Here is a 22,771-nt window from a genome sequence, read left to right on the forward strand (position 1 = left end):
GCGCTGCACCGGGGGCGGGGGGTGACGGTCACGGCCGATGTGCCGGCCGTCACGGTGGCGGTCGACGCGGCGGACCTCGACGAACTGGCAGGCAACCTGATCGACAATGCCGCGCGCCATGCGCGATCGTCGGTCGTGGTCGGTGCCGGGCGGCAGGGTGGCTTCGTCGAACTGCGCGTGACCGATGACGGCCCCGGCATTCCCGCCGCGGACCGGGCGCGGGCGACCGATCCCGGCGTACGGCTGGACGAGCGCGGCGACGGGCATGGTTTCGGCCTGACCATCGTGCGCGATCTGGCGGCGCTGTATGGCGGACGGCTGGAGCTGGGCGAGGCGGACGGCGGCGGGCTGGTCGCCGCCGTCACGCTGCCGCTCAGCGCGGCAGCTGGAAGTTGATCCGCGTGGCGTTGCCGGTGCATGCGGTGTCGTTGTCGGGGCGGAAGCTGCTGCGGAAGCGGGTGGCGGCCACCATCTTCTGCGCGGCATCGCCGAAGACGAACGGCGGGTAGGCGGCGATGGTGCGCGGGGTCAGCGTGCGGCCGTCGGCGGCGATGTCGAACTCGATCTTCGCCCAGCCTTCGAAGCCCATGTTGAGCGCCTCGGCCGGATAGAGGTCGCTGGTGGCCCCCTGCCGCTGGACCGCCGGGGTGGGGGCGATGAGCGCGCACTGATCGCTGGTCAGCCCGGTGCGCCTGAACGCCGCCTGTGCCCCGGCGACGTCGCCACGCTGGGCCGACAGGTCGGCGCGGGCGAGCAGCGCGGCGACCTTCAGCGGGTGCCGGTCGGGCAAGGGGGAGGCGAGCACCGCATCGATCATCCGCGCGCGATCGGCGGCGCTGGTGACGCCGGTTTCGGTCGCGATCAGCATCCGCACCGTTGCCGCGGACAGCGGGTCGGCGGTGAGTTCGGGACGGTCGAGCAGGCCGTGCCGCCTGCGCGCGGCATCGGCATAGTCGCGGCCGTTGACCCACGAGTCCTCCAGGCGCAGGCGGGTCATGACCGCCACCGGCGCATTCGCCGCCTGTCCCGCGGCCAGTGCCTCCGCCGCCAGTGGCCGGCGTTCCTTGTCGGTCAGCAGCTGGGAGTCGCTGAGCCACAGCAATACCCGCATCTGGCCGGGGCGATCCCCCGCGGCGCGAGCGCGCACCGCCTCCGCCTGCGCGAGCGGCAGGGCGCGGGCGGCTGGCAGGTCGGCCCAGGCGGGGGCCGGCGAGCCATGCGCGGTCAGCCACGCATCGACGGCTTCGTCGAGCGGCAGCCGGACCGACGGTCGTTCGGCGGCGGTCGAACAGCGCAGCTCGACCCGGGCGGACTGTCGCCAGAAGGCCGGAATGGCCCGGGCATCGTCGGGCGACCACGACCAGTCTGCGACCGACCGCGCGAAGGCGAGCGCCACCGCGCGGTTGCCGGTGGTGTAGACCGGCGCGACGCTGCGCACGATGCCGTCGTCGCCGAGCGCGAATTCGACGACCGCCATGTCGGTCGGCTTCAGGCCGGTGGCGGCACCGCACGGCGCCGAATCCATCTGGCGCGCGCCCGCGAACGGCGCCTTTTCGAGCCGGCCCGCGCCGGTATAGGCAAGATAGGTCCGCGCCTTTTCCCGGTCGCCGTTCAGCAGCGCCGCCTGCGCCAGATCGGCGCGCGTCGCGACTTCGGACTGGCTGACGCGGCTGTCGAGGCCGCCCTGCTTCTTCAACGAATCCTTGAGTACCGTATAGGCGTCGGCGGTGCGGCCCTCGTTCAGCAGGACGCGGGCATAGCGGGTCTGCACCGCCGCCACCGTTTCCTTGCGTACCGTCGGGTCGGCCTCGACGAGGCGACGCGCCTCGTCGGCATAGACCAGCGCCTTGCCGTCATGGTCGAACGCCAGCGTCCGCGACAGCGCAAGCAGCGGCAGGACGCGGCCCACCCCCTTCGCCAGCGCCAGCGCGTCGCGATAGGAGGCCGTGGCGGCATCATAGTCGAGCGCGTCGAACGACACGTTGCCCAGCGCGAGATAGCCGGCGCCGAGATCGGCAGCGAATTCGTCGGGGTTCTTCGCCAAGGTCGGCAGCCCGCGGCGGATCGCGGCGACGCCGGTGGTGCTATCCCCGGTCCGGACGAGGCAGATGCCCTTGCGCACCGCGATGGCGCCGACCAGCACGGCATTGCTGCTGCCCGCGGTACGGCGTTCGAGCGCGTCGTAGAGCCTGAGCGCATCGGCACAGCGTTGCTCGGCATAGGCGGTGTTGGCGGCGTCGAACTGCGCCTGCGGCGTCTGTGGCGCGGGTGCGGGCGCGGCGGCCTGCGCCATGGCCAGCAGGCCGTGCAGAATCGGGTCGAGCATCTGGTTCCCCCTTGTTCGCCCGTACGAAAGCACGGCAATGTTGCGGCGTCGATGGGGGACGGGATGCAGCGACGCGAAAGATGGAGCGGATGGGCGGCGATCGCATTGCTGGTGTGGATCGCCGGCCCGGCGATGGCCGCGCCCAGGCCGTTGCCGCCGCGCGCGATCCTGCTGTTCGTCGCGTCGTGGTGCGCGCCGTGCCACGGCGAGATCGCGCAACTTCCCCGGCTGAGCGAGGCGGCGCGACCCTATAAGGTGACGGTGGTGCCGATCGATCGCGGACGGGCGACGGCGGCGATGCTGGCGAACGTGCCGGCGGCGCAGCGCTGGGTGCCGGATGCGGCGCAGATGGCGGCGATCCGCGCGGAGTTGCTGGGCGGTACGGCGGGGTTGCCGTTCAGCGTCGCAATCGGCGTGGACGGGCGGGTCTGCGGCGAGCATCGCGGGGTGTTGTCGCCCGGCAAGGTCGAAGCGATGCGGCGGGGGTGCGGGTAGGGGACTTACAAACTCGTATCCCCGTCCGGGCGGGGATTCAGAGCCAGGCAGGGTTGCGCCCGTGGCTCTGGACCCCCGCCTGCGCGGGGGTACGGGTAGCGGGCTGTCGACCCTGACTGCTCACGACTTCATTCCCGCCTTCGCGGAAATGACGAAGGGGTGGCGTAAGGCGGCCGACGGTAGCCCTTACAGCGTGACGCTGCCCCCCGTGCCGCCGCGCAGGGTCAGCGACTTCACCACATTGCCCTGCCGCACGTTCACCTGGTTCACCTGCGCGCGGTAGACGTCGGTCAGCACGGTCGAGCGGACCGCGACGGTCTTCGGCTTGCGCGGCGCCTTACCAGCATATTCGATGCGGACCTGCGAATGCGACAGGTCGGTGGACACATGGGTCAGCGCCACCGGCTTGCCGTCGATCGTCAGGACGAAGCGGCGCTGGACATAGGCCACCAGTGCGCCGACCGCCTTGGGATCGTCGAGGCTGACCTGCGCGTCCGGTGCGATCTTCGACAGCGCGGGTTCGATGTCGTGCGCCTCGAACCGGTGCGACACGGTTACCTTGCCATCGGCGAGCGTCACGACCGCGAGGGAGTCATGCCCGCGATGCGCCTGTGCCGGGGCGATCAGCGCGAGCGTGGCGAGCAGGGCGAGCGGCACCCTCACTTCGCCACCGGGGCGGCATAGGTCTGGAGTGAGCCGGGCTTCACCTGCACGTCGAAGTCCTTCATCCGGTTTTCCAGATCCTCGACATCCTCGATCTCCAGCACCGCCGGACGGATGGCGCCGCGATAGACGTTGTTCGAGCGGTCAGCATCGGCGATTTCCAGCAGCGGATCGACCTCCGCCCCGGTGATCGTCTTGCCCGTCACATATTGCCACGTCACCGCCTTGGGATCGTGGCGCCACACTTCGGCCGGGATACGGACGATTTCGTTCGTTCCGTCGCTGAAGGTCAGCTTCAGCGGGATCGGCATGACGAGGCCGCCGACGTTGCGGAACGAGAAGCGGTAGAACTTGTCCTTCACCTGGAACGCGGCGCGTTCCTCCGGCGTCAGCTTTTCGAGCTTTTCGGCGAGGTCGCGGCGCTGCTGCGGGCTGACGGCGAAGCGGTCCTGCCGGTCGTAGAAGTCGCGGGTCGACGGATCGCGTTCGGTGACGGTCTTCTGCCCGGCATTGCCCTTCACGGTCAGCGAGGTGTTTTCCGCATCGGCCAGCGCACGGCGTTCGCGAGCGTTGGCGTCGAGGTCGCCGCCGGCGATGCGGCCCTCGACCACCTTGTCCAATGCGATGTCGACATGGTCGGTCGAATAGAACCAGCCGCGCCAGAACCAGTCGAGATCGACCCCCGAACTTTCCTCCATCGTGCGGAAGAAGTCGTAGGGCGTCGGCCGCTTGAAGCGCCAGCGATTGGCATATTCGCGGAAGGCGCGATCGAACAGTTCGCGGCCGAGCACGGTTTCACGCAGGATGGTCAGCGCGGTGGCGGGCTTGCCGTATCCGTTGGCGCCGAATTGCAGCACCGAATCCGACTGGGTCATCAGCGGGACCTGATTGTCGGAGAGCATATATTCGGCGATGTCCTTCGGCTCGCCCCGGCGCGACGGGAAGTCCTTGTCCCACAGCTTTTCCGCCTGGAACTGGAGGAAGGTGTTCAGCCCCTCGTCCATCCACGTCCATTGGCGTTCGTCGCTGTTGACGATCATCGGGAACCAGTCGTGGCCGACCTCGTGGATCACCACGCCGATCAGCCCGGTCTTGGCGCGTTCGGTATAGGTCAGCTGGCCGGTCTTCGCGTCCTTCACCGGGCGCGGCCCGTTGAAGGTAATCATCGGATATTCCATGCCGCCGACGGGGCCGTTGACCGACTGTGCGACCGGATAGGGGTAGGGGAAGGCGAACTTGCCATAGACGTCGATGGTGTGGGCGATCGCCTTGGTCGAGTACGCGTCCCAGAGCGGGCGGGCTTCCTTCGGATAGAAGGACATCGCCATGACGTGCGGGTTGGCGGCATAGTCCTGTCGCACGCCCATCGCGTCCCATGCGAATTTGCGCGACGTCGCCCAGCCGAAGTCGCGGACATTCTGTGCCGCGAAGGTCCAGGTCTTGGTGCCCGAGGCGCGACCGCGTTCGGCGGCGAGCGCTTCGTCGGGGGTGACGATGTACATCGGCGCGGTGGCGGACTTCGCCTGTTCCAGCCGCTGGCGCTGGGTCGCGGTCAGCACCTGATCGGGGTTCTGCAACACGCCGGTCGCCGACACGACATGGTCTGCGGGCACGGTCAGCGCGACCTTGTAGTCGCCGAACTCCAGCGTGAATTCGCCCGCGTCGAGAAACGCCTTGTTATGCCAGCCCTCGTAATCCGAATAGACGGCGAGGCGCGGGAACCACTGCGCACCTTCGAAGATGCAGTTGCCGTCCTCGCCCGCTTGCGTGAAGCATTCATAGCCCGAGCGGCCGTCGACGACCTTCTGTTCGGCCATCGGGAACGACCAGTCGATCGACAGCACGACCTCCCCGCCATTCCCCGCGACCGGTTGCGGCAGTTCGATGCGCAGCAGCGTGTCGGTGACGCGGTGGGCCAGCGGCTGGCCATCGGCCCCGCGCACCGCGGCGATGGTGAAGCCGCCCTCCCATTTCTGCATCGCCTCCGCCCGGCGGATCTCGCCGATGCTGATCGAGGTCGCATCGGGCACGGTCGCGCTCATCTGCGCGATCGAGGAACGCTTGTACTGGTTCTGGTCGAGCAGCAGCCAGAGATAGGGCAGCGCATCGGGCGAGTTGTTGCGATAGCGGATCGTCTCCGTGCCGCGCACGACCTTGCTGTTCTCGTCGAGCGATACCTTGACGTCGTAATCGACCTTTTGCTGCCAGTAGCGATAGCCCGGCGCGCCGGAGGCGTTGCGGTAATCGGTCGGGGTCGGCCAGTCCTCCCCCTCCAGCTGGCGGAACTTGTCCTGCCAGTCGCCCTTGGTCTGGCGGATCGGGTCGGCGAGCGCGGGAGTGGTGCTGAGCAGCAGCGCGATCAGCGCGAGACGGGGGGCAGCGGACAAGGGAACGGCCTTTCGATGGATGGCGCGATCGTTGCGCGCGATACGATGCGCGTCAACCATAAGCGTGTCGACGATGTAACATTGTCTCGCGACGCCACCGATCGCGGTGTCGGGCGTTGCGCCATGCGACAGCGAAGGAACCGATCCATGACCCGACCCGCCGGCACCGAAGGCTTCACCCTCAACCAGACGATGCTGCGCGTCCGCGATCCCAGCGCCAGCCTCGCCTTCTATCAGGACGTGCTGGGAATGACGCTCTTGCAGAAGCTGGATTTCGGGGAGGCAGCGTTCTCGCTCTATTTTCTCGGGTTTCTGCGCGACGGCGAAACCGTGCCGGCCGATCCGAAGGAACGCGCGCGGTTCGTCTTCACGCGCGAGACGACGCTGGAGCTGACGCATAACTGGGGGACCGAGGACGATCCCGATTTCGCCGGCTATCATAGCGGCAACGACGATCCGCGGGGCTTCGGCCATATCGGCATCAGCGTGCCCGACGTGGTGGCGGCGTGTAAGCGGTTCGAGGAACTGGGCGTGAACTTCCGCAAGCGGCCCGACGACGGGCGGATGAAGGACATCGCGTTCGTCACCGATCCCGACGGTTACTGGATCGAGATTTTGTCGCCGAATGGCATGACGGCGGCGGTGACCGACGCCGGGGATGCGGCATGAAGGCCATCGCTTTGCGCGCACCCGGCGGGCTGGATCGGCAGCCGGCGCGAGCAGCAGGAGTTCGTGCGTGCACTGGACGCGACCGGCATCCGGCCGGTGGTGGATCGGCGGTTCGCGCTGGAGGAACTGGCCGAAGCGTTCCGGTTTCAGGAGCGAAGCGACCATTTCGGGAGGATCGGGGTGGCGTGGTAGCACCACCCGTTCGTCCCGCAACTGACGCCGTACCCCCGCGCAGGCGGGGGTCCAGGGCCAAATAGCGCGATGGTTGCGTTTGGGACCCTGGACCCCCGCCTGCGCGGGGGTACGGTTGCCTCGGAGGCGACGGATCAATTCCCGCTGGGTGACTTCGCCTTCACCGTTTCCGGCGGGGTGATCGGCGACAGGGTCTGCTTCTGCGTCGCGGTGTTGATGCGGCGGCGGCGGTCGAAGGGGGGCAGGTCGACGCGGCGGCCGGTCCTGAGCGCCTCCACGATCCCCTCGATCACGCGCAGGTCGGCGATGCCTTCCTCGGCATCTGGCTCGGGATCGTCGCCGTTCAGGATGCAGTCGGAGAAATATTTCATCTCGCCGCCGAACTGGTCGGTCGGCTTGAACTTCTCTTCGCGCTTGTCGGTGCCGATCGTGATCGTCTGATGCTGGGTATCGCCATAGCCGAAGGCAGGGTCGATATGGATGCTGCCCTTGGTGCCGGCGATGGTCAGGTGGTCGACATTGCCGGCATGATAGCTGACGGTGAAGCTCGCCAGCCGGTCGCCGGGCATCCGCAGCACGACCGCGAAGGTGTCGTCAAGATCGCCGAAGCCCGCGCCCGCCTGCCGCGTCGCCACCGCCGATTCGACCGCTACCGGTTCCTGTCCGAACAGGTAGCGGATGGCGTTGATCGGATACGGCCCCATGTCGAACAGCGGGCCGGCGACGATGCCGTGCTTCGCGCGGTGGTTGTCAGGGTCGAGCGACTGGCTGAACGTCGCCGAGAAGGTGACGAGGTCGCCGAGCTTGCCGTCGCGGACCATGTCGATCGCCGACAGCGTGCCGGGTTCGAAATGCAGGCGATAGGCGGTCATCAGCTTCGCCGACGATGCCGCCTGCGCCGCCGCGATCGCGCGGCCCTGTTCGACCGAGATTTCCAGCGGCTTTTCGCACAACACGTGGATGCCGGCCGCGAGCGCGGGGATGGCGAATTCCGCATGGCGCCAGTTGGGCGTGCCGAGATAGATCGCGTCGATCGTGCCCGACGCCAGCAGCTCGTGGAACCGGTCGTAATCATAGGTCGCGTCGACGCCGTACATTTCCGCTAGCGCCTTTGCCTTGTCCGCGTCGCCGGTGACGATCGCGACGAGCTTCGAATTGCCGGTGTGCCTGATGCCCGGCAGCATCGAGCGCTGCGTGATGTCGCCCGCGCCGACGACGGCGTAGCGGACCTTCTTGCCTAGCCCGAAGGCGGAAGCGATGCTCATGAAGCGGTTCTCCGTGGGGGGATCATATGGTGCGCCAACGCACGCGCTGCCGAGTATCTCCCGTCGTTCCGGACATTTGCGCCCTATCATGGGTTATCGGCCCCATGTTGTTTCGACCGCGCGCCGCCGACCCCGCCCTGCTCCGCGATGCCGACGGCTATCTGCCGCTCGCCCGCTATGGCGCGCTGGGCGACGGGCGCGCCGTGGTGCTGTCGGGGGCGGACGGATCGATCGACTGGTGGTGCGTGCCGAACATGGATTCGCCCGCATTGTTCGACCGGCTGCTCGACGGGACGCTGGGCGGCTACTTTGCGATCACGCCGGTCGAGCCGTTCACCAGCGAGCAGCGCTATCGCGACGACAGCAACGTGCTGGAGACGATCTTCACCACCGCGACCGGCCGCGCGAAGCTGACCGAGAGCCTGAACAGCGGCACGGCGGGGCGACTGCCCTGGGCCGAGCTGGCGCGGCGGGTCGAGGGGCTGGACGGGCAGGTGGCGTTCACGCTGACGCTGCGGTTCGGGCGGCGGGCGGACACGGTCAGCCCCTATTTCGCGCGCGCCGGCGGCCATGACGTGTTCCATGTCGGCGCGGTGCTGGGGCTGGTCCGGTGCAGCGACGCCGTCCGCATCGACCGGCAGGGCGACGACGGCATCGACGGGCGGATCGCGGTGGCGCAGGGGGAGCGCGCGACGGTGGCGATCGTGGCCGGTGCCGACGAACCGCTGGTCGTGCCGCCGATCGAGGCGATCGATGCGCGGATTGACCTGTCCGACCGCGAATGGCGCGACTGGACCCGGGCGCTCGACTGGTCGGGGCAGCTGCATTGCGACGGTGCGCGTCGCGCGCTGGCGATCCGCAGCGCGCTGGCGCTGAAACTGCTGCTCTATTCGCCGAGCGGGGCGATCGTCGCGGCGGCGACGACCTCGCTGCCCGAAAGGGTCGGCGGGCCGAAGAACTGGGACTATCGCTACGCATGGATCCGCGACGCGGGCTACACGATCAAGGCGTTCCTGCGCATCGGCGCCCATGCCGAGGCGAAGGCGGGCTTCACCTGGCTGCTCAAGCGGCTGGGGCAGGGGGTGCCGAAGGTCTGCTACACGCTGGGCGGCGATCCGGTGCCCGCGGTGCGCGAGATCGACATTCCGGGCTATCGCGGGTCGAAACCGGTGGTGACCGGCAATCTCGCGACCGGCCAGCACCAGCACGGCATCTATGGCGATATCTTCGAGACCGCCGAGCGGTTCGTGGCGTGCGGCAACATCCTTGATGCGACAAGCGCCGCGACATTGTCGCATCTGGCCGACCTGTGCGCCGATCGCTGGCGGCAGAAGGATGCCGGCATCTGGGAACTGCCCGAGGTGCAGCATTACACCATGTCGAAGATCAGCTGCTGGCAGGCGCTGCAACGCGCGGTCGAGCTGGCCGATGCCGGGCAGATTCCGACCACCTGCCGCGACCGCTGGGCGCGCGAGCGCGACCGGATCATGGACTGGATCGGCGAGCATTGCTGGGACGAGGCGCGCGGGGCGTATCTGTGTTATCCCGGAGCTAAGGGGCTGGATGCGTCGCTGGCACTGGCGGTGCGGTTCCGCTTCGACGGGCAGGACCGGCTAGCGCGGACGCTTGACGCGATCGATCGCGAACTGGGCGAGGGCGCGTTCCATTATCGCTATGCTGGGATGGAGCGGGAAGAGGGGTGTTTCCTCGCCTGCACCTTCTGGATGGTCGAGGCGCGGGCGATGCTGGGGCAGCACGACCGGGCGGAGGCGGCGCTGGCCGCGGCGATGGAGGGCCTGTCGCACGGCACCGGGATTTTGCCGGAAATGATCGATCCCGCCACCGGCGACTATCTGGGCAACCTGCCGCAGGGGTTGAGCCACCTCGCGCTGATCCAGGCGATCGCGACGCTGGGCGGGGCGGAATTGTAGGTTCCTACCTTGCCGGACACCAGCGTCGCCCCAGCGCAGGCTGGGGCCTCAAGCGGCCCTTGTTCCGTGCTCTCACAGGAAGATCCCAGCCTTCGCTGGGATGACGCCTGTTTCAACAGGGATGGATCAAACTCCAGGGCGGGTATCCCGGTTGGACGGGGAACCGCGCGGCGTTTCAACAGCTTGGTCGGTTTCCTGACGGGAGAGTTACATGGACTATGGACTGGGCGGCGCGCTGGCGCTGGTGACGGGTGCGGATAGCGGCATCGGGCGCGAGACGGCGCGCATGTTGTTGCAGGAAGGCGCGAAGGTCGCGATCAGTGACCAGGACGCAGACGCGTTGGAGACGGTTCGCGCCGAACTGGCCGAACATGGCGAGGTGGTGGCGATCGCCGCTGATGTCACCGACCTGTCGAGCGTGCAGGCGCTGTTCGCGGGCGTGCGCGAGCGACTGGGCGATCCGGCGATCCTCGTCCATGCGGCGGGCGTGACCGGCGCGACCGGCGATTTCCTCGACATCGACGATGCCGGATGGCTCTCGACGCTCGACGTCAACCTGATGGGTGCGGTGCGCGTGACGCGCGCGGCGATCCCGGCGATGCGCAAGGCCGGCGGCGGACGGATCGTGCTGATCGCGTCGGAGGACGCGGTACAGCCCTATGTCGACGAACTGGCCTATTGCGCGTCGAAGGCCGGGGTGCTGAACCTCGCCAAGGGGCTGTCCAAGGCCTATGGCTGCGACAACGTGCTGGTGAACAGCGTGTCGCCCGCGTTCATCGCGACGCCGATGACCGACGCGATGATGGACAAGCGGGCCGAGGAACGGGGCACCGACCGCGACGGCGCGATCCGGAGCTTCCTGGAGGAAGAACGCCCCGGCATGACGCTCGGCCGTCGCGGCAAGGCCGAAGAGGTCGCGGCGGCGATCCTGTTCCTCGTGTCGAAGCCGGCGAGCTTCGTGAACGGCGCGAACCTGCGGGTGGATTCGGGGTCGGTGATGACGATGGCGGGGTGAGGGGGCCGTTTCGTCGGACCGACGTATCCCCGCATGCACGGAGGTACGATCGCCGCCGGTGATCCTCGCTACCTCCACCGCATGCGTCACTCCAGCGCAGGCTGGGGTCTTTCCGGGCTGGCGTGCCGCGCCAGCGGCGAGAGACCCCAGCCTGCGCTGGGGTGAAGCCCGTGGGGTCGGAGACAGTATGGCCGGGCAGTCCCGATCCGATCGGGACTCGCCCGGCTCAGACCAGTACCTTCTCCGGCGTCTGCACGTCGCCCAGCGGAGTCGTCGCGTCGATTTCCATCAGCGGCTTGAGCAGCCCGTCGCGCAGGTCGTAGACCCAGCCGTGGAGTTCGAGCGGCTGGCCGGTGGCGAACGCCTTCTGCACCACGTCGGTGCGGGCCAGCTGAACCAGCTGGTCGTGGACGTTCAGTTCGACCAGCCGGCTCGCGCGCTGGTCGAGCGGCAATGCGTCCAGTTCGGCGCGATGGTTGTCGACCACGTCGCGGGCGATCGCCAGCCAGTCATGGACATGGCCATCGACCCCGCCGTCCAGCGCCGCCTGCACGCCGCCGCAGCCATAATGGCCGCACACGATGATATGGCCGACCTTCAGCACCTCTACCGCGAACTGCACCACCGACATCAGGTTCTGGTCGCCGGGATGGATCAGGTTGGCGATGTTGCGGTGGATGAACATCCCGCCCGGTTCGGTATTGGTCAGCTGATCGGGCGCGACGCGGCTGTCGGAACAGCCGATCCACAGGAATTCCGGCTGCTGCCCGGCGATCTGCCGCGCGAAATAGTCGGGATTGTCCTCGAGCCGCTCGGCGGCCCATGCCTTGTTGGCGAGGAGCAGGTGCTTGTATTCCCTCATGCGTAGGCGACCTCCTTGCGCGGAGCGTTGATCAATGGTGCGGTCTTGTCGCCAATGTCACCACGCACCAGTACGTTGATGTTGCGATACCCGGCATTCTTGATGAAGCCGTTGATGATGTCGATATTGTCGAGGTCGACATAGCTGGTCGCCGACAGGTCGATCACCACGGTGCAGTCGTCGGGCACCTGTTCCAGTTCCCTGGTCAGCTCGACCTTGTGGATGAAGTACAGGTTGCGCTTCGCGCGGACCATGCAGCTGGCGCCGGGACCCTCGCCATCCTGCACGAACGTCACCGCCGGACGGAAATTGCGCGCGATGACGAACACGAAGCCGACGACCAGGCCGACGATGATGCCCTTGAGCAGATCGGTGAACAGGATCGCGACGATCGTGACGACGAACGGCACGAACTGGGTCATGCCCTGTTTCCAGCGTTTCGTGAACAACTCGGGCTTGGTCAACTTGTAGCCGGTCTGGATCAGCACCGCGGCCAGCGCCGACAGCGGGATCAGGTTGAGCAGCGTCGGGACCAGCAGGACGCTGAGCAACAGCCACGTGCCGTGCAGGATCGTCGACATCTTGGACGCGGCATTGGCGTCGACGTTCGCCGACGAGCGCACGATGACCGAGGTCACCGGCAGGCCGCCGATCAGCCCCGAGACGATGTTGCCGCCACCCTGCGCCAGCAGTTCGTGGTTCTTGTTGGTGATGCGGCGCTTGGGATCGAGTTCGTCCACCGCCTTGACCGACAGCAGCGATTCGAGGCTGGCGACGATCGCCAGCGTCAGCGCGACGGTCCACACGGTCGCGTTGCCAATCTGGCCGAAGTCGGGCAGGCTGAACAGCTTCACGAACCCGCCCAGCCCGTCGGCGATGGGCACGCTGACCAGATGGGTCGGCTTGACCTGGATCGACGGGGCGACGACGCCTAGCAACGCGTTGATCGCGATCGACCCGACCACCACGACCAGCGGCCCGGGGACGAAGCGCAAGGGGCCGTCCTTGGGCTTGTTCTTGTCCCACCAGAACAGGAACGCGATGCTGACCGCTGCGATGATCGTCGCGCCCCACACCACCTGTTCGCGCAGCACGAACAGGATGGTGTTGAAGGTGTTCAGGCCGTCGCCCTGGTTGAACGCGAAGTCGCCGCCCGGATCGCCGTCATAGCCGATCGCGTGCGGCACCTGTTTCAGGATCAGGATCAGGCCGATCGCCGCCAGCATGCCGGTGATGACCGACGAGGGCACGAATTCGCCCAGCACGCCCGAGCGCGAGAAGGACAGCAGAATCTGCATGCAGCCCGCCAGGAACACGGCGAGCAGGAACGCCTCGAAGCTCGGCAGCTTGGTGATCGCGTCGAGCACGATCACGGTCAGGCCGGCGGCGGGGCCGCTGACCGACAGCGGCGACCTGCTGAGCGAGCCGACGACGATACCGCCGACGATACCGGCGATCACCCCGGAAAAGAGCGGCGCGCCGGACGCCAGCGCGACGCCGAGGCACAGCGGCAGCGCGACCAGCGCGACGACGATCGAGGCGGGAATGTCCTGCCGCAGGTTGGCGATCAGAGAGGGTTGCGACATGCTAGCCGGTGGCCTTCGTTAAAACAGGGTGCGCCGGACGCGCTTGGGGGAGCACGCCCGGCGCGGAACCCGCGGCCGACGGAACGGGGGAGGGAAGATTCGCCCCGCCGAACCCGCAGGAACTGGTTATTCGGCGGCCTCGGCCGTCACGAAATCCGCAGCGAGCCGCTTGGCGGCAGGCAATGCCACCGGCAGCGGACGATCCGAATTGATCGGCGCGAACCGGCCGGTTTCGCCGTCCAGCGCCAGGATCGATCCGGCATGGATGTCGACGAACCAGCCGTGCAGCGTCAGCTCGCCCTTGGCGATGCGCGACGCGACCGCCGGATGGGTACGCAGGTGCGAAATCTGGACCACGACGTTTTCGAGGCTGGCGGCGCGGACCGCAGCGGCATCGTCGAGGTCGGGATAGCTGTTTTCGACCACCGAGTGCGCGGCATGGCTGTGACGCAGCCACGCGGCGACGCTGGGCAGGCCGGCAAGCGTGTCGGGCTTCATCAGCGCGCCCATCGCGCCGCAACCCGAATGGCCCGACACGATGATGTCGGTGACGCCGAGCACCGCGACGGCATATTCGACGGTCGAGGTCGTGCCGCCATTCTGCTGGGTAAAGGGGGGAACGATGTTGCCGGCGTTGCGGATGACGAACACGTCGCCCGGCTTCGCCTGCAGGATATGTTCGGGGACGACGCGCGAATCCGAGCACGAGATCATCAGTACCTTGGGGCTCTGCCCATCGGTCGCCAGCTTCGAATAGAGGTCGGCATCGGTGCCGAACACATCCTTTTCGAAACCGAACACCCGTCCGATCACGTCGTTCATCAACTATCCCTCCCGAAATCCGGCAGCGCAGGGACCACCGGTGCAAAGAAGCATATAGGCGAACCAATCTTGCTGCGTTCGGCGGATGTGTAACGAATCATTGCCGCGGGCCGAATGGCGCGGGCAGCACGATCGCGGCGCACAGCCCGCCCTGTTCGCGGTTGTGCAACTCCAGCCGTCCGCCCTCCGCCTCCACCGCGCGCAGTACGATCGAGAGGCCCAGACCGAAGCCAACGGTGTCGCGCTTGCGCGCGGTATCGAGCCGGACGAACGGTTCGAGCACGTCGGCGAGCGACTCGTCGGGAATGCCCGGACCATCGTCCTCGATCCGGATCACGGTCGCGCCGTCCTCGATCGCGAGCGTCAGCGTCACCCGGACGCCATAGTGCAGCGCGTTCTCGACAAGGTTGACGACCGCGCGGCGAAAGCCCGACCGGCGCACCGCGCGTTCGAAATGGTCGGGGCCGACATAGGTGGCGTCATGGCCATGGTCGGCGGCATCGTCGACGATGCTGGCGCAAAGCACCGCGATATCGACCAGCACCGGGCGTTCCGGTTCGCTCTCCCCGCCGAGGAACGCCATCAGCGAGGTGACCATCGCCTCCATTTCGGCAAGGTCGTTCTGCACCGTGTCGCGCACGTCGCGGTCGCGGATCGCATCGGTGCGCAGCCTGAGGCGCGCGAGCGGGGTGCGCAGGTCGTGACCGACGGCGGCCAGCGCGCGGGTGCGTTCGTCGATCAGCCGGTGGATGCGCGCCTGTAACCCGTTGAAGGCGACGACGAGGCGGCGGACCTCGCTCGGCCCCGCTTCCTCGACGATCGGCAGGCTCGATCCGCTGCCGGGACCGAAGCTGTCGACCGCGTCGGCCAGCTGTCGCATCGGGCGCAGCGTCCGGCGGATCAGCAGCCCGCCGACCACCATCAGCGCGACCGCGGGGATCAGCGCCAGCAGGATGCGCCCGATCGCGAGGTCGAACGCACGCAGCGGCTCGAGCGTGCGGAAATAGAGCCAGCTGTCGTCGTCCAGTTGCAGCGCGCCGCTGACCACCGACCGCCGCCCCTGGCCGATCAGCGTCAGGTGCAGGCCGGTGGGGGCGAGGCTCGGCTCCCACGCCAGCACCTGCTGTTCCATCTCGCGCAGTTCGGTGGCGCTGGCCGGCAGTTCGGGGGCGGTCGCGCGCCATTGGACCGCATAGCGTTCGGTGGTCAGCTCGGTCGCCATGCCGGCACGCTGTTCGACCGGGCGCTCCTCGACGATCCGCCGGGCGATCACCAGATGTTCGGCCAGCCGCCGCGCTTCGTCGTCGCGCACCGAAAACTGGCTGGCCCGTTCGTACAGCAGCACCGACACGCCGAATTCGATGACGATGGTCAGCAGCAGGATCGCGACGATCCGCCCGATCAGCCCGACCGGCAATGCGGGGAAGCGCCGCGTCGGCACCCGGTTCAGCGCCGTTCGACCGGCACGTTCAGCATATAGCCGACGCCGCGCACGGTCACGATCGGCGGGGTGCCGCCCGCGGTCGACAGCTTGCGCCGCAGCCGGCTGATGAGCACGTCGATGCTGCGGTCCGAGCTGTCGCCCAGCCGGGTGCGCGACAGTTCGATCAGCCGTTCGCGGGCGATCACCCGCTGCGCATGGTCGAGCAACACGACCAGCAGGTCGAATTCGGCCCCGGTCAGGTCGACCTGCGCACCAGTCGGCGACGTGAGTTCGCGGCGCGGCAGGTTCGCGGTCCAGCCTTCGAAGCTGTAGATGCCCTCCTCGCGCTGTGCCGCCTGTGCGTTCAGCTCGCCCCGGCGCAGCACGGCGCGGACGCGGGCGATCAGCTCGCGCGTGCCGAACGGCTTGGGCAGATAGTCGTCGGCGCCCAGTTCGAGGCCGATGACGCGATCGACCTCGCTCCCCTTGGCGGACACGAAGATGATCGGCACCGCGCTGTTCTGACGGATCTGGCGGCACAGGTCGATGCCGCTGGTGCCCGGCAGCATGATGTCGAGCAGGATCAGGTCGACCGGCCCCTGTTCCAGCGCCAGCCACATTTCGGGCGCCGCCGAACAGGTGCGGACGAGATAGCCGTTCTCCTGCAACGCGCGGGCGGTGAGGGTGCGCAGCGCGGGATCGTCCTCGACGACGATGATCGAAGGGGCGGTCATGGGACGAAATTCGGCTGGGTCATTGCGCTCCAATCCCGGTCACAGAAGCTTGCGTTCGTCCTGGGTAGCCATCGAGCTTGTCGAAATGGCGTAGCGAAGGACCGTGGTGCCGGTGCTTCGATACGGGCCTTCGACTGCGCTCAGTCCCTACTCAGCACGAACGGAAGGGGAGAAAGGCAGGTTTAGGGGAAGGCTGCGACATGGGTCAATTCACCTCTCGCCCGATCGGGTACAGCAGGTAGCGTTGGTCGTAATAGGGCGTGCGGGCATAGAACCATTGCAGCCGGGCGGTCGGATCGGCGGCGAAGGCGGGGTCGGCGGCGAGTTTCGCGTCGAACTGCGCCTTCAGCGCCGGGTCGCTCGCCAGCATCCGGTCGGCGAGCGGGGCGATGGCGTATCCTTCGATATATTCGGTGCGCTGGAGCATGCCGGGCGCCATGTTCCACGCCAGCACCCCTTCCTCGCTTTCGGGTTCGAGCAGGAAGGCGGCGAGCAGGCCGAGCGGCTGGTCGGCGGGGACGCGCACCGATCCCGCCGGCATCGTCTCGCGCCGGCGTTCATGGACGATCGTTGCCTCCAGCGGGACATGGCCCTCGCTGGCGGGCTGGAGCTTCGGGTTCGTCGCGCGCGCCATGTCGAGGTCGAGCGTGCGCGGGGCGGCGATCGGTTCGACGGTGACGCCGTGCAGCTTGAGCAGGTCGATGACGTGCGGCAGCGTGGGCGGCACCCACCATGCGCGCGGCAGCGTCACCTTCCGGTCGGGGGTGCTGCCGAACACCGGCATCCGGAAGCGCACCGGCTTCGACAGCCAGCGCAGTTCGTCGCGGCCCGAGGCGGGCGAGCGATAGGTGTCGTGCGCCAGCCCGAGGAAATCGACCGAATAGATCGGCGCGGTCGTCGGCTTCCACGTCATCGTCGCGGCGGTCGGGCGCGACGCACGGTCGGCGTCGATCGCCGCGCGCAGTTCGGCGGCGCGCTCGCCCGTGAGGCGCAGCGCTTCCTCGACGAAGACATAGGTGCCCAGCACGCGCTGGCGATAGGGTTTGAGCGAATGCGTCTCGACCAGCACGGTCGGGATATGCGCGATATCGCCATAACCGGTCGAGAAGCGCGGCGTGTCGACGTCCTGCGTCATGCCCTTTTCGGGATCGCGATTGTCGATCGTGCTGACGTAATAGCCCGGGATATGGCCGTTCCGCCTGAGCGCCGCGTCCATCGCCGGGCGCAGCCGCGTGTCGAGGAACCGGCCGATCGCCGCCGACCGCGCATAATAGCCCCGCCAGCCCGAAAAGGCGTAGGTCACGTCGTAGCGATGGTCGATGCCGTCGGTGACGTGCAGGTCGAGGTACAGGATCGGATCGACCCGGCGGATCAGGCCGATCATCCCCTGCGTCTCCGGCGCATCGGCCTTCAGGTAATCGCGGTTGAGGTTCAGGTTCTGCGCGGTGGTGCGCCAGCCCATGTCCTTCGGTCCCCGCTGGTTGGGGCGGTTGTACGGGCCGGAGCGTTCATGGCCGTCGACGTTGTAGATCGGCACGAAGACCAGATCGACCTTGTCGAGCAGCCGGTCCTTGCCGCGCAGCGCGATGTCGCGCAGCAGCATCAGCCCGGCGTCCTTGCCCTCGATCTCGCCCGAATGGATGCCGGCCTGGACCAGCACGACCGGTTTGGGCGTGGTGCCCCCCTGCAAAGAAGGTTTGTGCGCGCGCACCGCATAGAGATCGCGGCCTTCGGGGCTTCTGCCGAACGTCTCGATCGTCAGCAGCGGCGATGCGGCGACCAGCCGGTCGATCCACGCGCGGGTCGCGGTATAATCGGGGGTGGTGACGAACCCGCTCGCCTCCGCCGGGGTGATCCACCGATCGCCGGGCTTCGCGACCAGCTTCTCGCTGGCGCCGTGCCATGACCGGACCGGGGGAAGGGGGGCTTCGAGCGAAGTCTGGGCGGCGAGGGGGGCGGCAAGCAGCCCGGCGGCGAGGATCAGCGAACGCATGGGCGCGATGGTAGCGGAAGTCGCCGGGGACGCCAGTGGGTTGCGTCGCATGTTCGTGTCCCCGCGCAGGCGGGGATCCAGGGCCCAAAGCGGGCGGCGGCGTTCCGGGCTCTGGACCCCCGCCTGCGCGGGGGTACGGCCGGGCGCGGGGGCCAATTCCTTCGTATCCATTGACGACCCGGAACGATCCGTTCCGTAACAAGTTATTGCTGAACCCAACCCCATATGGAGCCATGGCGATCGCCCCGGCGTATGAATTCAAGCCGCACGAGCGGCCGTTCCTGCCCGGTTCCCCCGCGACGCCCGACCATCCGTTCGGGCGGCGGATCGGTTATTTCGCGATCGGCATCCTGCTGGGCGTGACCGGCGGGTTCAACAACGGGCTGCTGATCGCCAACCTGCCGCAGATCCAGGGATCGCTGGGGCTGACCCCGGTCGAGGGCGGGTGGCTGACTGCGATCTATTCGATGACCAGCGTGTGCATGTCGATGCTGCTCATCAAGTTCCGCCAGCAATTCGGGCTGCAGCGCTTCACCCGCATCTTCCTGCTCGCGTTCCTCGTGCTGAACGTCCTGCAGCTGTTCGTGCACAGCTATGGCGTGCAGCTGATCGTGCGCGGCGCGGCGGGGGTCGCGGGCAGCGCGCTGACCACGCTGTGCTTCCTCTACATCATGCAGTCGCTGTCCGCCGCCGCGCGACTGTCCGGCATGATTATCGGTTTCGGCGCGTCGCAGGTCGCGCTGCCGCTGGCGCGGACGCTGTCGCCGCTGCTGCTGGCCGACGGGCGGATCGAGGCGCTGTTCCTGTTCGAACTGGGACTGACGGTGATGTGCCTCGCCTCGGTCGCGCTGCTGCGGTTGCCGCCGTCGGAGCGGACGCCGGCGTTCGAGCGGATCGATTTCCTGACCTTCGCGCTGTTCGCGCCGGGCGTGGCGCTGCTGTGCGCGGTGTTGGTGCAGGGGCGCATCCAGTGGTGGTCGACGCCGTGGCTGGGATACGCCACCGCCGCCGCAATCCCGCTGATCGGCGGCGCGCTGCTGATCGAGCATAACCGCGCCAACCCGCTGCTGAACACGCGCTGGATGCTGGGGCGCAACATCGTCCGGTTCGCGGCGGTGGCGGCGTCGCTGCGCATCCTGCTGTCCGAACAGACGTTCGGCACGGTCGGGCTGTTGACGGTCGTCGGCATGGGCAACGACCAGCTGGTGACGCTCAGCCTCGTCATGACGCTGGCGTCGATCGCCGGGATCGTCGTCAGCCTCAAGACGCTGAACATGCAGGACCTTTACAAGCCGGTGGTGATCGCCGTCGCGCTGATCGGCATCGGCGCGTGGATGGATTCGGATTCGACCAACCTGACACGCCCGTCCAGCCTGTATCTCAGCCAGGCGATCATCGCGTTCGCCGCGCTCTATTTCCTTGGGCCGATGGTGATGATCGGTATCTTCCGCGCATTGGCGCGGGGGCCGAGCCATATCATCAGCTTCTCGGCGATCTTCAGCATCACCCAGACGCTGGGCGGCCTTGCCGGCACCGCGCTGCTGGGCTCGTTCCAGATCGTGCGCGAGAAATATCATGCGTTCGAACTGACCCAGAGCCTGACCGCGACCGACCCGTTGGTCGTGCAGCGGATCCAGCAGCTGGGCGGTGCATATGCCCGGGTGCTGGGCGATCCGGTGCTGCGACAGGCGTCGGGCGCGGGCCTGCTGGGCCAGCAGGTGACGCGCGAAGCCAATATCCTTGCCTATAACGATGTGTTCCTGGGCGTCGCGATCGTCGCGGCCGGGGTGGTGCTGTGGCTGGGGGCGCTGTGGCTGCGCTTCCGTCTCAGCGGCCAGAACCCGCTCGCCGCCGATCTGGCGGCGGTCCAGCGGATGCGACAGAAGCAGATGTCATGACCGATACCAATCTATCGAGGGACGAAGCGGAACGGCTGGCCGATCCGGTCGAGGTGCCGGCGGAACCGACGCGCGCGCGCGGCTGGGCCCCGCCGCGCGGTGGGCTGAAATCGACGATCGGCTTCGTCGCGCTGCTGCTGGGCGGCATCGCGCTGGCGCTCCATGCGTGGGGGCTGTGGCCGTTCGGCAGCAGGGTCCAGGCGACCGACAACGCCTATGTCCGCGGGCAGACGACGATCATCGCGCCGCAGGTCAACGGGTACGTCACGCAGGTACTGGTCCGCGATTTCGAGAGCGTGCAGGCGGGGCAGGTGCTCGCGCGGATCGACGACCGCATCTATCGCCAGCGCGTCGATCAGGCGCGCGCGCAGCTGGCGGCGCAGCAGGCGAACCTCGCCAATTCGCAGCAGAGCGAACGCTCGAGCGAGGCGAGTCTGGGCGGACAGGCGGCGGCGGTGCAGAACGCCCGGGCGCAGCTGGCCCGCGCACAGGCCGACATGGCGCGCGTCAACGATCTGGTGCGCGAGGGATCGGTGTCGTTGCGCGAACGCGACCAGACGCTGGCGGCGCTGCGCGCGGCCGAGGCGGGCGTCGTGCAGGCGCAGGCGCAGCGCAGCGTCGCCCAGGAACAGGTGCGCACCGTCACGGTGGGGCGCGGCGGGCTGACCGCGGCGGTCGAGAATGCGCAGGCCGCGGTACGGCTGGCGCAGATCGACCTTGCCAACACCGTCATCCGTGCGCCGCAGGCCGGGCGGCTGGGCGAGGTCGGGGTGCGGCTGGGCCAATATGTCACGGCGGGGACGCAGATGATGTTCCTCGTCCCGCCGACGGTGTGGGTCACGGCGAATTTCAAGGAAGCGCAGACCGCGCGGATGGCACCGGGGCAACCGGCGACGATCCGGGTCGACGCGCTCGACCATGCCGAATTGCGGGGCAGGGTGGAGCGGATCGCGCCTGCCGCCGCCAACGAGTTCGCCGTGATCCGCGCGGACAACGCCACCGGCAATTTCGTGAAGGTGGCGCAGCGTATCCCGGTGCGCATCGCGGTCGACCGCGCCGACCCGCTGTTCCGGCGGCTGCGGCCGGGCATGTCGGTCGAGGCGCGGGTCGATACGCGCAGCGGCGTGTCGCCGGCGGCACGATGAGGCGGCGCGCGCTGATCGCGCTGATCGCGCTGGCGGGCTGTACCCCGGCGGAGCGGCCGCGTCCGCAGGCGGCCGGCGTGACGCCGCCGCCCGGCTGGCGGACGCCGCTGCCGGGCAGCGCGCCGATCGCCGCCGACTGGTGGCAGGGGTTCGGCGATCCCGAACTGACCCGGCTGGTGCAGGCGGCGCTGGCCAACAACCCCGATATCGCGATCGCGCTCGGTCGCGTCGCCGAGGCGCGGGCGAGCGAGCGGGTGGCGCGGGCGGCGCGCTTCCCGACGCTGGATGCCGGGGTCGGGCTGATCGAACAGCGCGCGCTCAACGCATTCGGGACGGCCGCCACCGGCACGTCGCTGCAACCGGTGTTTCAGTCGGCCTATGAGGTCGACCTGTTCGGGCGGGTCGGGCGGACGATCGACGCCGCGCGGCTGACCGGCGATGCCGCTGCCGCCGCCGCCGATGCGGCGCGGCTGTCGGTCGCGGCGGCCACCGCCAGCGGCTACGTCACGCTGCGCGGGCTGGACGCGCGGATCGGGACGGTGCGCGCGACCATCGCGTCGCGCGGCGAGGCGCTGCGTATCGCCCGGTCGCGGGCGGAGGCCGGCTATACCTCGCAGCTCGAACTGCGACAGGCCGAGGCGGAATATGCCGCCGTCACCCAGACGCTGCCGCAGCTGGAGCTGCTGGCGAGGCGGCAGGAGAATGCGCTGGCGCTGCTGACCGGCACGCCGCCGCGCCCGATCGCGCGGGGGGCGGCGCTCGACGCGCTGGTGCCGCCACCGATCCCCGCCGGCCTGCCCAGCGACCTGCTGCGCCGCCGCCCCGACATCGCGCAGGCGGAGGCGACGCTGGCGGCGAGCGATGCGTCGCTGGCCGCGGCGCGCGCGCAGTTCCTGCCGCAGCTGCGCCTGACCGGATCGACCGGTGAGGTGTTGTCGAGCGCGCTGCCCAATCCGGTCGGCATCTGGTCGATCGGGGCGAGCGTGCTGGCGCCGCTGTTCCGCGGCGGGCAGCTGCGCGGCAATTACGATGCCGCGACCGCGCGGCGCGATCAGGCGGCGTTCGCCTATCAGCGCAGCGTGCTCACCGCGTTCCGCGAGGTCGAGGATGCGCTGGCGGCGGTCGACCGGCTGGGGGCGCAGCGCCGCGCGCTGGAGACGCAGCGGACCGCGACGGCCGAGGCGCTGCGCCATGCGACCAACCGCTATCGTGCGGGCTACAGCCCGTATCTCGAACAGCTCGATGCGCAGCGGGCGTTGTTCAGCGCCGAATTGTCGCTGGAACAGGTGCGCGCCGATCAACTGACCGCGCTGGTCGCGCTGTATCAGGCGATGGGCGGCGGCTGGGGGGCGGGCCGGTGATCGG

The 22,771-nt window shown here is 68.5% G+C and carries 19 protein-coding genes; 9 read left to right on the forward strand and 10 right to left on the reverse strand.

Annotated elements, in window-relative coordinates; translation table 11 throughout:
- Window positions 1-396 (forward strand): sensor histidine kinase (locus tag QLH51_RS16420; protein WP_241217976.1); only part of this gene is annotated, 396 nt, incomplete at its 5' end.
- On the opposite strand, the gene QLH51_RS16425 is transcribed toward QLH51_RS16420, so the two are convergent.
- Entirely contained in the window at window positions 374-2,326 is a 1,953-nt protein-coding gene (locus QLH51_RS16425; RefSeq protein WP_125661315.1) for an energy transducer TonB, read from the reverse strand. The two genes, QLH51_RS16420 and QLH51_RS16425, sit on opposite strands and share 23 nt — an antisense overlap.
- Before the next feature lie 63 nt (window positions 2,327-2,389).
- On the opposite strand from QLH51_RS16425, the gene QLH51_RS16430 reads away from it, so the two are divergent.
- A complete protein-coding gene (locus QLH51_RS16430) occupies window positions 2,390-2,821 on the forward strand; it encodes a TlpA family protein disulfide reductase (RefSeq protein ID WP_125661311.1) in 432 nt (143 codons plus the stop codon).
- A gap of 186 nt (window positions 2,822-3,007) precedes the next feature.
- On the opposite strand, the gene QLH51_RS16435 is transcribed toward QLH51_RS16430, so the two are convergent.
- Together QLH51_RS16435 and QLH51_RS16440 are read right to left on the reverse strand one after the other, a co-directional pair.
- Complete coding sequence (locus QLH51_RS16435; RefSeq protein WP_125661308.1) at window positions 3,008-3,484, reverse strand: DUF6702 family protein; 477 nt, start codon at window positions 3,482-3,484, stop codon at window positions 3,008-3,010.
- A complete protein-coding gene (locus QLH51_RS16440) occupies window positions 3,481-5,871 on the reverse strand; it encodes a M1 family metallopeptidase (RefSeq protein ID WP_206429245.1) in 2,391 nt (796 codons plus the stop codon). The genes QLH51_RS16435 and QLH51_RS16440 overlap by 4 nt, the downstream gene beginning before the upstream one ends.
- A gap of 147 nt (window positions 5,872-6,018) precedes the next feature.
- On the opposite strand from QLH51_RS16440, the gene gloA reads away from it, so the two are divergent.
- Together gloA and QLH51_RS16450 are read left to right on the forward strand one after the other, a co-directional pair.
- Window positions 6,019-6,540 carry a lactoylglutathione lyase gene (gloA, locus tag QLH51_RS16445; protein ID WP_125661302.1) on the forward strand — a complete coding sequence of 174 codons (522 nt, stop codon included), beginning with the start codon at window positions 6,019-6,021 and terminating at the stop codon, window positions 6,538-6,540.
- A gap of 33 nt (window positions 6,541-6,573) precedes the next feature.
- Window positions 6,574-6,732: a zinc-binding dehydrogenase gene (locus QLH51_RS16450; RefSeq protein WP_125661299.1), complete on the forward strand. Its 159-nt coding sequence runs from the start codon at window positions 6,574-6,576 to the stop codon at window positions 6,730-6,732.
- A 134-nt stretch (window positions 6,733-6,866) separates the two neighbouring features.
- On the opposite strand, the gene QLH51_RS16455 is transcribed toward QLH51_RS16450, so the two are convergent.
- Entirely contained in the window at window positions 6,867-7,997 is a 1,131-nt protein-coding gene (locus tag QLH51_RS16455; protein WP_125661296.1) for a Gfo/Idh/MocA family protein, read from the reverse strand.
- A 104-nt stretch (window positions 7,998-8,101) separates the two neighbouring features.
- On the opposite strand from QLH51_RS16455, the gene QLH51_RS16460 reads away from it, so the two are divergent.
- Together QLH51_RS16460 and QLH51_RS16465 are read left to right on the forward strand one after the other, a co-directional pair.
- Window positions 8,102-9,928 (forward strand): glycoside hydrolase family 15 protein, encoded by a 1,827-nt coding sequence (locus QLH51_RS16460; RefSeq protein ID WP_125661293.1) that lies wholly within the window; start codon window positions 8,102-8,104, stop codon window positions 9,926-9,928.
- A gap of 211 nt (window positions 9,929-10,139) precedes the next feature.
- The gene (locus tag QLH51_RS16465; RefSeq protein WP_125661290.1) at window positions 10,140-10,943 is read left to right on the forward strand and encodes an SDR family NAD(P)-dependent oxidoreductase; all 804 of its coding nucleotides are present in this window, start codon (window positions 10,140-10,142) and stop codon (window positions 10,941-10,943) included.
- Between the two features lie 226 nt (window positions 10,944-11,169).
- On the opposite strand, the gene QLH51_RS16470 is transcribed toward QLH51_RS16465, so the two are convergent.
- From QLH51_RS16470 to QLH51_RS16495, 6 genes are all read right to left on the reverse strand, one after another.
- Window positions 11,170-11,805 (reverse strand): carbonic anhydrase, encoded by a 636-nt coding sequence (locus QLH51_RS16470; RefSeq protein ID WP_125661287.1) that lies wholly within the window; start codon window positions 11,803-11,805, stop codon window positions 11,170-11,172.
- Window positions 11,802-13,391: a SulP family inorganic anion transporter gene (locus tag QLH51_RS16475; RefSeq protein ID WP_125661284.1), complete on the reverse strand. Its 1,590-nt coding sequence runs from the start codon at window positions 13,389-13,391 to the stop codon at window positions 11,802-11,804. The genes QLH51_RS16470 and QLH51_RS16475 overlap by 4 nt, the downstream gene beginning before the upstream one ends.
- A gap of 126 nt (window positions 13,392-13,517) precedes the next feature.
- Window positions 13,518-14,213, reverse strand: coding sequence for a carbonic anhydrase (locus tag QLH51_RS16480; RefSeq protein ID WP_125661282.1), 696 nt, complete (start codon window positions 14,211-14,213; stop codon window positions 13,518-13,520).
- Window positions 14,214-14,310: 97 nt separating this feature from the next.
- Window positions 14,311-15,654: an ATP-binding protein gene (locus QLH51_RS16485; protein WP_206429243.1), complete on the reverse strand. Its 1,344-nt coding sequence runs from the start codon at window positions 15,652-15,654 to the stop codon at window positions 14,311-14,313.
- 5 nt (window positions 15,655-15,659) lie between these two features.
- A complete protein-coding gene (locus tag QLH51_RS16490) occupies window positions 15,660-16,370 on the reverse strand; it encodes a response regulator (protein WP_125661280.1) in 711 nt (236 codons plus the stop codon).
- A 205-nt stretch (window positions 16,371-16,575) separates the two neighbouring features.
- Window positions 16,576-18,363: a M14 family metallopeptidase gene (locus tag QLH51_RS16495; RefSeq protein ID WP_125661277.1), complete on the reverse strand. Its 1,788-nt coding sequence runs from the start codon at window positions 18,361-18,363 to the stop codon at window positions 16,576-16,578.
- 233 nt (window positions 18,364-18,596) lie between these two features.
- On the opposite strand from QLH51_RS16495, the gene QLH51_RS16500 reads away from it, so the two are divergent.
- From QLH51_RS16500 to QLH51_RS16510, 3 genes are read left to right on the forward strand one after another with little or no spacing between them, the layout of a single operon-like run.
- The gene (locus QLH51_RS16500; RefSeq protein ID WP_125661274.1) at window positions 18,597-20,261 is read left to right on the forward strand and encodes an MFS transporter; all 1,665 of its coding nucleotides are present in this window, start codon (window positions 18,597-18,599) and stop codon (window positions 20,259-20,261) included.
- Window positions 20,258-21,406 (forward strand): HlyD family secretion protein, encoded by a 1,149-nt coding sequence (locus QLH51_RS16505; protein ID WP_125661271.1) that lies wholly within the window; start codon window positions 20,258-20,260, stop codon window positions 21,404-21,406. The genes QLH51_RS16500 and QLH51_RS16505 overlap by 4 nt, the downstream gene beginning before the upstream one ends.
- On the forward strand, window positions 21,403-22,767 hold the full coding sequence (locus QLH51_RS16510; RefSeq protein ID WP_125661268.1) for an efflux transporter outer membrane subunit: 1,365 nt from the start codon (window positions 21,403-21,405) through the stop codon (window positions 22,765-22,767). Before QLH51_RS16505 ends, QLH51_RS16510 begins: the two co-directional genes overlap by 4 nt.
- Window positions 22,768-22,771 lie beyond the last annotated feature (4 nt).

Source organism: Sphingomonas sp. 2R-10 (assembly GCF_030062225.1).
Taxonomy (GTDB): Bacteria; Pseudomonadota; Alphaproteobacteria; order Sphingomonadales; family Sphingomonadaceae; genus Sphingomonas.

What these genes read in the sequence shown, in the direction of transcription:
- QLH51_RS16425 (WP_125661315.1), bottom strand. Translation starts at nt 2,326, where the DNA reads ATGCTCGACCCGATTCTGCACGGCCTGCTGGCCATGGCGCAGGCCGCC.
- QLH51_RS16430 (WP_125661311.1), top strand. Translation starts at nt 2,390, where the DNA reads ATGCAGCGACGCGAAAGATGGAGCGGATGGGCGGCGATCGCATTGCTG.
- gloA (WP_125661302.1), top strand. Translation starts at nt 6,019, where the DNA reads ATGACCCGACCCGCCGGCACCGAAGGCTTCACCCTCAACCAGACGATG.
- QLH51_RS16455 (WP_125661296.1), bottom strand. Translation starts at nt 7,997, where the DNA reads ATGAGCATCGCTTCCGCCTTCGGGCTAGGCAAGAAGGTCCGCTACGCC.
- QLH51_RS16460 (WP_125661293.1), top strand. Translation starts at nt 8,102, where the DNA reads ATGTTGTTTCGACCGCGCGCCGCCGACCCCGCCCTGCTCCGCGATGCC.
- QLH51_RS16465 (WP_125661290.1), top strand. Translation starts at nt 10,140, where the DNA reads ATGGACTATGGACTGGGCGGCGCGCTGGCGCTGGTGACGGGTGCGGAT.
- QLH51_RS16470 (WP_125661287.1), bottom strand. Translation starts at nt 11,805, where the DNA reads ATGAGGGAATACAAGCACCTGCTCCTCGCCAACAAGGCATGGGCCGCC.
- QLH51_RS16475 (WP_125661284.1), bottom strand. Translation starts at nt 13,391, where the DNA reads ATGTCGCAACCCTCTCTGATCGCCAACCTGCGGCAGGACATTCCCGCC.
- QLH51_RS16480 (WP_125661282.1), bottom strand. Translation starts at nt 14,213, where the DNA reads ATGAACGACGTGATCGGACGGGTGTTCGGTTTCGAAAAGGATGTGTTC.
- QLH51_RS16490 (WP_125661280.1), bottom strand. Translation starts at nt 16,370, where the DNA reads ATGACCGCCCCTTCGATCATCGTCGTCGAGGACGATCCCGCGCTGCGC.
- QLH51_RS16495 (WP_125661277.1), bottom strand. Translation starts at nt 18,363, where the DNA reads ATGCGTTCGCTGATCCTCGCCGCCGGGCTGCTTGCCGCCCCCCTCGCC.
- QLH51_RS16500 (WP_125661274.1), top strand. Translation starts at nt 18,597, where the DNA reads ATGGCGATCGCCCCGGCGTATGAATTCAAGCCGCACGAGCGGCCGTTC.
- QLH51_RS16505 (WP_125661271.1), top strand. Translation starts at nt 20,258, where the DNA reads ATGACCGATACCAATCTATCGAGGGACGAAGCGGAACGGCTGGCCGAT.
- QLH51_RS16510 (WP_125661268.1), top strand. Translation starts at nt 21,403, where the DNA reads ATGAGGCGGCGCGCGCTGATCGCGCTGATCGCGCTGGCGGGCTGTACC.